The sequence below is a fragment of the Dulcicalothrix desertica PCC 7102 genome (genome assembly GCF_003991905.1).
Lineage (GTDB): Bacteria > Cyanobacteriota > Cyanobacteriia > Cyanobacteriales > Nostocaceae > Dulcicalothrix > Dulcicalothrix desertica.
Genome location: NZ_RSCL01000017.1, coordinates 190735 through 203395, shown reverse-complemented (window position 1 = coordinate 203395; position 12661 = coordinate 190735). Strand labels below are relative to the sequence as shown.

At 37.3% G+C, this 12661-nt stretch carries 14 protein-coding genes; 9 read left to right on the top strand and 5 right to left on the bottom strand.

Annotated elements, in window-relative coordinates:
* Positions 1 to 13 precede the first annotated feature (13 nt).
* Positions 14 to 1912 carry a DEAD/DEAH box helicase gene (locus DSM106972_RS32005; RefSeq protein WP_127084467.1) on the bottom strand — a complete coding sequence of 633 codons (1899 nt, stop codon included), beginning with the start codon at positions 1910 to 1912 and terminating at the stop codon, positions 14 to 16.
* 97 nt (positions 1913 to 2009) lie between these two features.
* The gene (locus DSM106972_RS32000) at positions 2010 to 2621 is read right to left on the bottom strand and encodes a TetR/AcrR family transcriptional regulator (protein WP_127084466.1); all 612 of its coding nucleotides are present in this window, start codon (positions 2619 to 2621) and stop codon (positions 2010 to 2012) included.
* A 197-nt stretch (positions 2622 to 2818) separates the two neighbouring features.
* On the opposite strand from DSM106972_RS32000, the gene DSM106972_RS31995 reads away from it, so the two are divergent.
* The 5 genes from DSM106972_RS31995 to DSM106972_RS31980 all read left to right on the top strand — a co-directional run bounded on the left by DSM106972_RS31995 (position 2819) and on the right by DSM106972_RS31980 (position 5714).
* Positions 2819 to 3082 (top strand): hypothetical protein, encoded by a 264-nt coding sequence (locus DSM106972_RS31995; protein ID WP_186538396.1) that lies wholly within the window; start codon positions 2819 to 2821, stop codon positions 3080 to 3082.
* Positions 3083 to 3512: 430 nt separating this feature from the next.
* Positions 3513 to 3731 (top strand): hypothetical protein, encoded by a 219-nt coding sequence (locus DSM106972_RS31990; protein WP_127084465.1) that lies wholly within the window; start codon positions 3513 to 3515, stop codon positions 3729 to 3731.
* A 2-nt stretch (positions 3732 to 3733) separates the two neighbouring features.
* Positions 3734 to 3904: a PIN domain-containing protein gene (locus tag DSM106972_RS51045; RefSeq protein WP_145837556.1), complete on the top strand. Its 171-nt coding sequence runs from the start codon at positions 3734 to 3736 to the stop codon at positions 3902 to 3904.
* A 75-nt stretch (positions 3905 to 3979) separates the two neighbouring features.
* Entirely contained in the window at positions 3980 to 5248 is a 1269-nt protein-coding gene (locus DSM106972_RS31985; protein WP_233787046.1) for a phthiocerol/phthiodiolone dimycocerosyl transferase family protein, read from the top strand.
* Between the two features lie 241 nt (positions 5249 to 5489).
* The gene (locus tag DSM106972_RS31980) at positions 5490 to 5714 is read left to right on the top strand and encodes a hypothetical protein (protein WP_127084464.1); all 225 of its coding nucleotides are present in this window, start codon (positions 5490 to 5492) and stop codon (positions 5712 to 5714) included.
* Positions 5715 to 5927: 213 nt separating this feature from the next.
* Here DSM106972_RS31980 and DSM106972_RS31975 read toward each other — a convergent pair whose 3' ends face one another.
* Positions 5928 to 7271, bottom strand: a complete 1344-nt coding sequence (locus DSM106972_RS31975; RefSeq protein WP_127084463.1) for a cytochrome P450 — start codon at positions 7269 to 7271, stop codon at positions 5928 to 5930.
* Positions 7272 to 7865: 594 nt separating this feature from the next.
* Here DSM106972_RS31975 and DSM106972_RS31970 point away from each other — a divergent pair.
* The 4 genes from DSM106972_RS31970 to DSM106972_RS31955 all read left to right on the top strand — a co-directional run bounded on the left by DSM106972_RS31970 (position 7866) and on the right by DSM106972_RS31955 (position 11878).
* Positions 7866 to 8447: a class I SAM-dependent methyltransferase gene (locus DSM106972_RS31970; RefSeq protein WP_201800812.1), complete on the top strand. Its 582-nt coding sequence runs from the start codon at positions 7866 to 7868 to the stop codon at positions 8445 to 8447.
* 40 nt (positions 8448 to 8487) lie between these two features.
* Entirely contained in the window at positions 8488 to 9024 is a 537-nt protein-coding gene (locus tag DSM106972_RS31965) for a GNAT family N-acetyltransferase (RefSeq protein WP_127084462.1), read from the top strand.
* A gap of 214 nt (positions 9025 to 9238) precedes the next feature.
* The gene (locus DSM106972_RS31960; RefSeq protein ID WP_411675351.1) at positions 9239 to 10732 is read left to right on the top strand and encodes an alpha-amylase; all 1494 of its coding nucleotides are present in this window, start codon (positions 9239 to 9241) and stop codon (positions 10730 to 10732) included.
* Between the two features lie 51 nt (positions 10733 to 10783).
* Positions 10784 to 11878 carry a hypothetical protein gene (locus DSM106972_RS31955; protein ID WP_127084460.1) on the top strand — a complete coding sequence of 365 codons (1095 nt, stop codon included), beginning with the start codon at positions 10784 to 10786 and terminating at the stop codon, positions 11876 to 11878.
* An 18-nt stretch (positions 11879 to 11896) separates the two neighbouring features.
* On the opposite strand, the gene DSM106972_RS55490 is transcribed toward DSM106972_RS31955, so the two are convergent.
* Together DSM106972_RS55490 and DSM106972_RS31950 are read right to left on the bottom strand one after the other, a co-directional pair.
* Complete coding sequence (locus DSM106972_RS55490) at positions 11897 to 12076, bottom strand: Uma2 family endonuclease (protein ID WP_325052233.1); 180 nt, start codon at positions 12074 to 12076, stop codon at positions 11897 to 11899.
* Positions 12054 to 12449 (bottom strand): Uma2 family endonuclease, encoded by a 396-nt coding sequence (locus DSM106972_RS31950; protein WP_325052232.1) that lies wholly within the window; start codon positions 12447 to 12449, stop codon positions 12054 to 12056. Before DSM106972_RS31950 ends, DSM106972_RS55490 begins: the two co-directional genes overlap by 23 nt.
* Positions 12450 to 12661: the final 212 nt, after the last annotated feature.

The window sequence follows — 12661 nt, the reverse complement described above, 5'->3', positions numbered from 1 at the left end:
AGGCGCCTTTAATTCAAGAAAAGACGCCGTTTTTATTGATGCTGTTTAATTCTCTTAAATAATCCATTCTCGAAATCCATCTTTGTACATCGGCGCCTTTTTCTCCAGTAATGCGCTTCGAGGCATCGCGTATTGCTGTTTTATTGTATATTTGCCACAATTCCTCGAACATCTCAAATTTTTCACATGCTTCCAAATCTTTTTGTATCACCCTAAGATTTTCTTCACTTCCCCAGACAGCGAGTTCTTCGGTGTAACGATTTTTCCATCTAGTTAACTTCTGTTTTTCTTCTATACTAAATTTTTCCCAAACTGCTTTTTTTAAATCATCAGAACGAGAAGACATATATTGAACTACATCGTCCCAATCAGAAGATGTTCTTATTTTATTAGCAATAGACGCAAATACATTACTGAGTACAAACGGCTGTGATGCCTTCAAATCCATTAAAGTTAGGGCATATTTAATTTCATCTAAATTTACGTCGATGTTTTCTTCAATCCAGTATTTAATAGCTTGGACTTTTTCTGTATATGTTTTATTACCTCGATATTTTCTTTTTTTATTCTCAACAATAGGACGTAACACCGCAGGACGTACACTAGCTGGAACTTCCAACCATTCGGCGCCTTCACATGAAGCAATCATAGGTGTACCACCACCTTCTACGACTCGCCCCTCTTCTAATACCCATCGAAGCGGTTTACCACAGTTAGCACAATCAGCTTCATAAGTAGTGACAAATTCGCACTGTTTCGTATTAAAAATCTCAAATGTACGAATTAAGGCGGGCATCGGTTTAAATACGTGATGGCAACTAGAACAACAACGGGCGCCCATTGTATCGGGGTCACATGTAACAGGTTCTAAACTCCATTCGCGATGGTCACATGGGCGCCCCAACCGATACCAGTTATCAGTCATATCTATAATGACAGCATGAGTTTTACCAGGATAAGGACGTAATACACGCCCTATCATTTGTAACCATAAGGTAACGCTTGTCGTTGGACGCGCGATAATTACGACTTCCGAATCGGGACAATCGAATCCCTCGGTTAAAATGGCACAGTTAGATATTACTTGTGTGGCGCCTTTACGGAATCTATCTAAAATTTCCTTACGTTCGTCTTGGGGTGTTTCTCCATCAATGTGTTCGCAAGCAATACTATTCATGCAAAATCGAGTAGTTATAGATTTGGAGTGTGCTACATCAACCGCGAATATTATAGTTTTCTTATTATCACCAAAATTATTCCATTGCTTTAAAACTTCTTCGGGTTTGTAGTCTTGGGCAACTTCGGATAATTCCTTCTTTGTGAAATCACGCTTTTTTGGTACTTTATGCTTTGAGTACTTAAATCCTGCAATTAACCTATAATCAGTCAAATAGCCAAACGCGATTAATTCCTTAGTACTAATAGAACAAATTAACTCATCGAATACATCACGCAGTCCGTAACCATCTTCCCGTCGTGGTGTCGCAGTTACTCCCAGAATCAATGCATTCGGGTAAGCTTCAATTAATTTACGATAACTATTTGCACTCGCATGGTGAGCTTCGTCTATTATCACCAATCCGGCGCCTGGGTAATTTTTACGACGCGCAAGAGTTTGAATACTACCGACCTGTATTAATGAGTCAGTTGGTTTATAGCCAGCTTTAATAATACCCGGCGCCTGGGAAGTAACAGATTCCAACTTAGATGCAGCTTGTAAAATCAATTCTTCGCGGTGGGCAATAACTAAAACTCCTTCTTGGTGCCGTGCGAACTGAGAAGCTATTGCTGCAAAAATAACTGTTTTACCACCACCTGTGCTGAGTTGTAGTAAAACTTTCCGAGTTCCACCAGACCAGGCGCCAAGCGTTTTTGACACGAGTTCCTCTTGGTAATCGCGTAGGACAAGCATACTATATTTTTTACCTCTTTATATTTAGATAAACAATAGTTACTAATAATACTAAAGTTCTGGCGCTCGTGTTAACTTCCAAATTAATTTATTCAAGTTAAATACGTAACCCCTGTAATATTTCATGCAAAGCACTACGAACTTCTGCTAGCTTTTCGACTGGATTATGTGAGCGCGCAGCCCAAATTACACCTTCATTAATGGCACCATTCAGCACTACAGCTACAACTTCAGAAGATTTAGATTTCAGGTATCCATCCTTAATTGCTTGTTTGACTCCCTCTAGTAATAATCCAAACCCATACTCTCTATCTAAACGGTTCCACTCTTCCCAACCTAAAACTGCTGGTGCATCAATCAACCAAATCTGTTGTATATCAGGTTTGGCGACAGCTTCTAGAAATGCATCGCACCCAATAATTAGTGCATCAAACGAATCTTTTGCTTTTTCGATTGCTGCATTTATATCTTTTACTATCTCTTGCTGAATCTGCTCGCATACCGCACGTAGTAAATCAGCTTTATCAGCAAATTGATGATACAAGGCGCCGCGAGTTACATTTGTACTTAACAAAATTTGTTCAGTACTAGTGTTCGCATAAGTTTGAGACGTAAATAACTCTCGTGCAACACTTATAAACATCGCGCGAGTTTCAGCAGATTGTTCAGCTTTAGTACGTTTCTTCGTTTGACGGGGCTTGACAGGCATACAAACAGTATGTATCTTAAATTCATACCAACAGTATGTATATTATCTCAGTTTTCCATGAGTGATTTATTGCAGATAATAACGGGAGTCTTGAAAATCAAGTAGATTATCTATTAATAGATGGATTTAAAGTTCTTGATATAAACGGCGCCTCACCACTCAACGAATACGTATTTTTCCATAGAGATAGTCGTACTTTGATACTTACCGATACTGCTTTTCATTTTGATGGCAACTTTACTTTTAAAACGCAGCTAGCTGCAAGGTTACTGGGAATATACGGAAAACTGGCGCCATCTTTTTTAGAAAAACTTGCATCAAAAGAAACACAAAAAGTAAAACAATCATTTCAAAAAGTATTTGAGTGGGACTTTGATAAAGTTATTATGGCTCACGGTAGTATTGTTGAAACAGGCGCCAAAGCAAAGTTAAAACAAGGATATAAACAGTTCGTAGCATAGGCGTCCCGCCTGTGCAGTACGTATATTTTTTATAACCATGTTGCTTTAGGTTGTAGGTTGGTGTCGAGGAACGTAAACAGAGTTTCCCATAGGATGACCCAACAAACAGCTTAATCACAGCTTAGGTTATAAATTAATGATGGTACTACTGGTTAACTGTAAACCAGTAGCACCGAATGGTAATTAATAGTATATTTTTATTGCAAATATAACTTAAAAGCTATATACTTCTTGATGTAAAGAGTAAACGATATAATATAGCAAGTAGGCAGATACTGAACGCATTGGTTTCTAAGAATGCTCTCACTCTGTGTTATAAGTAATGGCTCTTCAATATGCTTTATATTGAATTACAAGCCAAACATTAAAGCTTGACTTTACAATTAAGGTTAGAGCTTAGATAATTTTAGTTCTGATGGAGAAGCAAATAATGCAGTCTATTGAATTTAAAGTTACGGTTAAGGATGGGATAATAGAGATTCCTCAAGCCTATCAAAATGATGTTATAGAGGCTGAAGCTGTCAAAGTTGTTGTTTTAAAAAAAGAGAAGAAGAAGCGAATAGTTGATACTGGGTTTTTGGCTGAACTTGCAAGTAATCCCATTGAAATTGAAAATTTTTTAAGTCGTGAAGAGGCTAACGAACGCTAGTTATGAATGGGTCACGGTGTTTTGTAGATTCTAATGTTTGGCTGTACTGGTTAGCCTTAGATAAGCGGATTCCTGCTGAAGAGCGTTTTAGAAAACGTCAGCTGGCTTCAAATGTTTTGCAACAAATAGATTTAGTGGTGAGTACACAAGTTGATTTACTTGAATACACTTGAGCCATGTAAAAAAAATAGCAAATTGATGAATATTAAATTTTAAAGCATACCTCTAAATTCTTGTAATTATAAATTATGAATCGCATTCTTTCAGCATCAGAATATTTGATGTGGTCGTCATACAAGAACAGCCTGGAAAATGTTAGCTTGTCAGCAACGGTTAAAGGGTCATTTCCTATTGATTTATTAACTGAAGCTCTGGCTTGGCTAAAACTTCGCCATTCTCGGTTACAATTAAAAATAGTCACTAATAATCTTTTGCAGCCAGAATTTTCCTCAGAAAATGTTCCACCCATTGCACTGCAAATAATTGAGAGACAGGGAGAAGAACATTGGTGTCGGCAGATGGTAGAAGAATTACGTCACCCTTTAAATTGGAGCGAAGAACCCCTGCTGCGCGTACTATTACTGCACTCACCTGATGTTTCTAACCTAATAATTACTTTTCATCATTGCATTGGTGACGGTTTATCAGGAGCTTATCTTATCCGAGATATCTTGCAATTTATTGGTGAACCAGGCAGCCCTCGTGAGCTTTTACCAGATTTGCCTCCTGTTGATGAAATTATCCCTAATATTTCAGATAGTTGGGTTGAGGAAAATTTGCCTAATTCGATAGAAGCTGAATCTATATTAACAGCGAATTATCGAAATCATCAAGAAAATACTTCAGAAAAACTTCCAATGCGCTTGTTTAGTTGGACTTTATGTTCTGCAAAAAGTACGGTTCTTGCAGCTTGTTGCCAAAAAGAAAAAACCTCTGTTCACGGTGCTTTATGTGCTGCATTTCTTTTAGCAATTGCTACAGAAGTAAACTCTTCTAACGAAATTACCCTTAGATGTCATACACCATTAAATATCCGCAATCATTTAACTATCCCGGTTAACGAAAATCTAGGTGAATATATTGCTCGACCAATAATTGCTCATCGATTAAGCCAAAAGACCGATTTTTGGGATTTAGCACGTGAAGTTAAGTATAAACTCAATCAATTCATAGCGGATGGAAAATTATTTGACAATGTACTAAAAGCAAGAGCTTTATTATCTAGTAACTTTAATACAAGTGGTTCTTCAGTAGATACTAGAAGTAAAGTAGAAATAGATATTGCAATTACTAATTTAGGAAATTTAAATATTAAACAGCAGTTCGGAAAATTACAGCTACAGGAACTTTATTTGATGGCTACAGGAAGAAAATCTCTACCACTTTTTATAGGTGTTGCTACACTTAAGCAGAACATGTGTTTTATTTGTCGTTACGAAGAGTCTCTTATACCTGGTGCAAACGCCCATAACATAAAAAACATAGCTATGGAACAATTAGAGGCTGTTTGTCAATAATGATAAAGTAATTACATATGTATTTTTTGCGGCGGAGAATAATTTTAACTTGAATAGGCGCCTGAAAGTAAAACCACCATCAAATATTGCTCAATGGTGGAATTCGATTCGTAGAAGGAATTAATCTTCTTAGAATCTCAAATGAATCAAATACTAAGTTAGCATTTTTCTTATAAAATAGTTACAGGCGCCTCTCATATACTCGCGCTTTGCATGATAATTTGAAAAAACACAGATATTTATGGCATCTAGAGGATTCGGTAAAACCCAGCCCACTAAACTCGACCAATTAATTGGACAAGCAGTGGATTATTCCCGGCGCCGCGAACCAGAAGCGCTAGACAAAATCTTTGATAACTTGCCAGTAGAAATGAACAATAAAGTATTAAAAGGTACTTTGAGAGAATTAAATAAAGATATTGATACTATTAGCTGGCGCGCGCGGATACTTCGCTTCGGAAATTAATAGCAGGGATGATAACGACAAACCTCGTCAACCAATCATTCTATTATCAAAACTTCTCATGAAATATGGTTTGGCGCCGTTTATTGACTTCATGCCGTACACTAGCTGCTCATGCGAGTAGTGTATCTATACGCCTGCAATGACAAGCGTTTAAGGCGCCAGTCGGAGGGACAACACGAACCAACGATAAACATTGGTATTATCACTACTAAATCAAACGCGCTCTAAACTCATTTTTATTCCGCTTTGAGGACTTATTAAAAAACCTCGACGTGTTGGAGCAACAGGTGCGACCTCCTCTAATTTCAACTGATAATTTAAGAGAATCGTCGCCAAAATTAATTTCATTTCAAACAAAGCGAATACTTGACCTAGACATTGACGAGAACCTCCTCCAAAAGGCAAAAATTGGTAAGATGAGTATTTACGATTAATAAATCTTTCAGGTTGAAATTTTTTTGGTTGGGGATATAAATCTTCTCGCTGATGAGTTAAGTAAATACAAGGCATAACATACGTCCCAGAAGCAATATGATGCCCTCTCAAATTAATAGACCGTAGAGTAATGCGAGGAAAAGTAAAAACAGATACAGGATAAATCCGTAAAGTTTCTTGACAAATTGCTGTTAGATAAGGAAGTTGAGTAATTTTAAGTGGGTCGGGAGTATCTAAACCTTGTAATTCATGCAACACTTTTTGATAAATTTCTGGTTGTTGATAAATCCAGTATAAAGCCCAAGCGATGCTAGTAGCAGTTGTTTCATGACCAGCATTAAGTAGAGTTAAGAGATTATCTCTTAATTCGAGATTAGTCATGCTCTCCCCATCGTCATATCCTGCTTGTATTAGCAAACTCAGAACATCACGACTATTTAATTGAACTTTTTGGCGCCGCTCTAATATTTCCGCCATTAGTTGTTCATCAATCTGTTGTCGTAAACGGCGATATTTTCCCCAAGGACTCCAAGCACCTAAATCTTTTTGCAAAAATGGAAGCAGTAAAATAGTGGCGCCGAGTGGTGAGCTAGTCAACGACAACCAGGTTGTCATTAAATTTTCCAATTTTTGAAATCTTGCTTGCTGCTCAATACCAAAGACTACTTTTAAAATAATCGTCATGGTAATTTCTTCACATAAATCACGAGCAATAAAAGTTTCACCAGGTTTAAGGTGTTGCATCACTTGTTGGGTAATCTCACAAATCTGGCGCCCGTAACTGAGCATTTGTTCTCCATGAAAGGGAGGCATAACTAGCCTACGCTGTTTTTGATGGCGCTCACCATCTTGCATCATGATTGAGTTTTCTCCAAGGTGAGGTTTGAAGATTTCGTTGGCGGTGCCAGGAGCATCAAGAATTTTATTTACGGGATTAAATAACTCTTGAATATCCTGGGGGTGACTAACAACTAAAGTTTCTAAATCGCCAAATGAATTAGTAAAAAAAATGTCACCATAATTTTTAGCACAACGGTCTAAAAACTCTAATGGTTTTAAGGTTGACTCAATTTGTTGAATAAACTTAGGAGCTTTGAGTTTCTGAATTTGCTTATTTGTCATATATCCTCGTATTGACTATAGCTAACAGTTATCTGTTACACAATAATTAATAATTATTACCCTCGTTTAGTCTAAAATTTTAACATGCGTGAGTGACATAACCTTTTTGTCTCAACAAAATTAAATCTTATTTCTCTGCTTTATCAGCATTACTTGTATTATCTTTCCAATTGAGTTTTAATTCAGTTATACGTTAAGCACATATTTAAATAAATTACACTAGACTAAAGTTAAGTTGTTAGCGCAGTAATTATTAAAGATTGTAAAGAACGGAAGTATTACGTGTGTTTGCTGTTAACTCAGTAAACAATCTATACTATTCTTACGTAGGGTGGGCACTGCTCACCTTACCCTTGTTGAGAAGGTGCAAGATATAAGGGGAATTACAGCAATATTCCCAAAATATTAATCCATCTGAACTAGTACAATTAGTGGAAAAACTAAAGCTTGTTCCACAATTGCAGAAAGTAGGCGCCAGTTCAGAACAAATTTCTGACACATTTGGTTTAAATATTTAAATAGCTCTTATTCTCTCTGTGCGCTCTGTGTCTCTGTGGTAAATAAAATTATATAACAGCACAGGCGGGGACGCCTATGCTACAAGAAACCGTCAATATGAATAATTTACGATTAAATCTTGGATGCGGCGCCAATCTTCTCGATGGTTATCTAAATGTTGATAAGTTTGGCAACCCTGACTTAAAATTTGATTTGGAAACGTTTCCTTATCCTTGGGAAGATAATAGTGTTGCTGAAATTAGGATGCATCATGTGTTAGAGCATTTGGGACAGCAAACCCAGGTGTATCTGAAAATAATTCAAGAACTGTATCGAATTTGTAAAGCAGGCGCCGAAATACATATTACAGTTCCTCATCATCGTAGCGATAGGTTTTTCCATGACCCTACTCATGTTCGTCCTATTACACCTGTTGGTTTAAGCATGTTTTCAAAGCGACTTAACAAAGAATGGAAAGCGTGCGGCAAAGCTTTTACTTTACTTGCTTTGTACCTGGATGTTGACTTTGAGTTAATAGATGTTGAGTATACTCCCAGTGAGGTATGGTATGAATGTTATCCTAATAACGCTTCTGATAAAGAATTCTTACTCAAAGAGAGCGAAATTTATTGTAATTTAATCAAAGATGTCGCAATGACTGTAGTTGCAGTTAAGTAATTACTTAATTTGAAGTGCAAAATAATATACATTGCTGAATATGACTGTTATAACTGAAACTGAGCGTTTAATTATTCGTACTTGGGTGCCGAAAGAAGATGCAGAGCAAGCTTTAGAGATGTATAGTGACCCCGAAGTGACTCGCTTTCTCATAACTAAAGCTTTAGACATTGAACAAGTGGTAAATATACTAGAGCGATGGGTAAAAATAGCTAATCAGCTTAATAATGGTACTGGTTTATGGGCAATGGTTCTTAAAGAAACTGGAGAAATTGTCGGAACTATTGTTTTAATACTTTTAAAAGAGAATGATGGACAATTTACAGCAGATTATGAAATTGGCTGGCATTTGAAAAAATCCGCATGGGGTAAAGGTTATGCGACGGAAGCAGCAAAAGCTATTCTTAATTACGGGTTTAACGTTTTGAAGCTACGCGAAATTTACTCGATTGTCAACGAGCATAACACAGCATCAATAAGAGTTACTCAAAGGTTGGGAATGGTTCCATTAGGTAGTACAACTAAATATTATAATATGAAGCTTGAGTTATTTAAACTTGAGGCGCCTGCTCTATAAACAAACCGGGTGATATTTTAAAACCTTAATATTATTGTATCCGTTCACGCAACCCGACGTAAAAATTGTGCGTTGTAGAGACGCGATTAAATCGCGTCTCTACGTGTATATAATTTTTTACGATTAATTTGGTGCCCAAGTGATTAAATCAGCTTGACCAATTAACGAGCTAAAGTCATAATTTGCAACATTGACCTATATATAGGTGTAAATTATGGCAATTAACGGCGTGATAATGCAGTACTTCCACTGGTACAACAGTAGCGACGGTACTCTTTGGAATCAGGTGAAAAACAATGCCAATGAGTTGAAGAAGAAGGGTTTCACGGCAATGTGGTTGCCTCCTGCTTATAAAGGAACTGGGGGAGGATACGATGTTGGTTATGGTGTTTATGATTTATATGATTTAGGAGAGTTTGACCAAAAAGGGTCTGTTCGCACTAAGTATGGAACTCGTCAACAGTATCTCGATGCGATTAAAGCACTCCATCGTGAAGGGATACAAGTTTACGCTGATGCTGTTCTTAATCATAAAATAGGCGCCGACTCTGCCGAAGTCTTTAAAGCTACCCCTTTCCGGCAGGATAATAGGCAAAGTCCCAAAGGTGGTTTAGAAGAAATTAAAAGCTATACTCATTTTCATTTTCCTGGGCGCCAAAACAAGTATTCTCAGTTTGAATGGCATTGGTGGCATTTCGATGGTGTTGATTACAACGAGTATAAATCTGATGACCGCAGTACTGTTTATTTGGTAGAGGGTAAAAGATTTGATGATTATGTGGCTCTTGAAAAAGGCAATTTTGCTTATCTAATGGGTTGCGATTTAGACTTTCAGGATGAATGGGTACGCCGTGAAATTACTGATTGGGGTAAGTGGTATTTAGATACAACTGGTGTTGATGGATTTCGTTTAGATGCGATAAAACATATTTCCTCTTGGTTCTTTCCCCAGTGGTTGGATGATTTAGAAAAGCATGTTGGTAAAGATTTATTCGTTGTTGGTGAGTACTGGGTTCCCGATGTTGATACTCTAAAGTGGTATATCGACTCGGTTGGCGCCAGGATGTCAGTCTTCGATGTGAGTTTACATTACAACTTTCACTATGCTAGCAAGTCGGGTGGTAACTACGATATGCGTCGCATTTTAGATGGCACTTTAATGCAACAACGCTCAACTCATGCTGTTACATTCGTAGAAAACCATGATTCTCAACCACTGCAAGCACTAGAGTCTGTTGTTGAACCTTGGTTTAAACCTCTTGCATACGCAATAATCTTACTACGCGATCAAGGATATCCTTGCGTTTTCCATGCCGATTACTACGGCGCCGATTACAACGACAAAGGATATGATATCCACATGCCTTCACATCGTTGGATAATCGATAAATTACTCTACGCGCGTCAACATTACGCTCACGGTTCGCAATACGAATACTTTGACCACTTTAATACTATCGGCTGGACACGCTTAGGTAATGAAAAACACCCTAAAGCGATGGCTGTTATTATGAGTGATGGCGCCGAGGGTTCCAAATGGATGGAAGTTGGTAAACGCAAAACCAAATTTATTGATATCACCGAACATATCAAAGAGCCAATTTATACCAATGACCAAGGTTGGGCTGAGTTTCGTTGTAAAGGTGGTTCTGTATCAGTTTGGGTACAAGATTCCGGTTTGGATTTAAAAGCATTATTTGGTAAATAAAATAGTAGGGTGGGCACTGCCCACCAAACAAATATCATTTAATATCCGAGTATGAAAGCAAAGTTGCCTGATTTTGATAGCCTGGTAAAGGAAGTGACGAGTGATGGTATTTCCTTTGAACGTCTTCAAGAGTTATCCCAAAAAAATCTGGATTTAGCACGCTTAATTGCAGGAAATCCAACTTCCCCACCAGAATTGCTTGAAATCATGGCAAGACGCAGGGATAATATTATTTTGGCTAATGTTACAGCTAATCCCAACACTCCAACAGAAATATTGTGTAACCTAGGCAAGAGATTTCCTCTTGAATTTCTCAAAAACCCTATATTGTCGCTGTTACTGCTAGAAAATCCAAATTTTTTTCAACAAATCCCTTTAAATACAATTATCAGTTTGCGTGATTATATTTTAGAGCATTGTTATTCTGATAAAGGAATTCTTTTAGAAGAGACATACGATGGTTTGGCGCCTGTAAAAGTATTGCAACAGTTCATCATGTATTGCGACTCGTCGGTTCGTTTCTGTATCGCTAAACATCCTAACACACCGTTAGATATTTTAGAGCAGTTAGCAATAGATAATCATGAACATGCCCGCTATGGTATTGCGTTTAATCGGAATGCACCAGTTCACATATTAGAGAAATTGGTAGTAGATAAAAGTTCCTATGTTCGCTCTAGTGTTGCCCAAAACCCTAATATCTCGATAAAATCAATATTAAATTTAGCTAACGACCGAAGTCTTGATGTAAATTTAGGCGTTATTTCTAATCGAAAGGCGCCTGCACAAATTATAGATGCCCTTTTAAATAAATTCAAGCAGCGCGAAGATGCTGAATCTTTCCTTACTTGGATTGCATCAAGTCATGAAGTCAATCCTTATGCACTAGAAAACTTATCAACATCTGATATCCGCAAAATACGCATTTACGTTGCAGGTAATAGAAAAACACCACAAAAAACGCTCAAGCAAATGGCGCTAGTTGAAAATGAGCATCGGTTAGTATTGAGAGAAATAGCTAAAAATATAGCAACTCCTAACGAAACTTTAAAATTATTGGCGCAAGAACGTAGAATCACCATCAGCGAAGCTGCTCTTGATAATCTTCGTATTCCAGAGGTAGTTAGAGCTTCTTGGCTTGCTTGAAAAACTAACTTACCATACCTATACACTGAACATTTTTTGTACTTCTAGCTGTATGTTCGGAAAATCTTGAGGTGAAATAAAACCAGTAGTTAATTTTACCTCTGAAAGGTATTGATTTGAACTTGGGTTACGAAAAACGATGAGTTGTGAATTTTGTAAATCAACAACCCAATACTCACGAATACCAGATAAAAGCATATGCTTCTTTTTTCGCTCCTAAATCTTTTTCCAAAGTAGTATTTGAGTATTCCACTACCCAATAAATATCTTCTACATATGGATGATGGGCTAGATATTGTGCAAGAGGAGGAACAACGACTGCTATATCTGGTTCTGGTTCCGAATCATTAGGTAGTGTAATTGGGTGTCCTTCTCTAATTGTTGCTCGTTCGCCCAACCTTAAACGTAAATACTCAACAGCAGAACTACTATATACAGCATGTGGTTCTCGCTCTGGAGCCATTTCTACAATTTCCCCTTTTAACAATTCAACGCGGCGCCCAGATAATATCCCTTTCTCAATCATCTGATGGTAATCATCAACTGTCCATTTGGCTCTGGTTATAGTCATGTTTTTACCTCACTTTCTCCTATCCTAAACTATGTTTGATGCTGGATGCGAGTTAAGCATAATTTTTTTTATAGTGAATTTTTATAGGCGCCTCTGTAGTATAAGATTTTTTTACCACAGAGACTATTACCACATAGAGAGAAGAGTTGGTGTTGGTTGTTGGTCGCTCATATCTCGTTCCTAAAGACTTATCTATATATTTCGTCAATTTT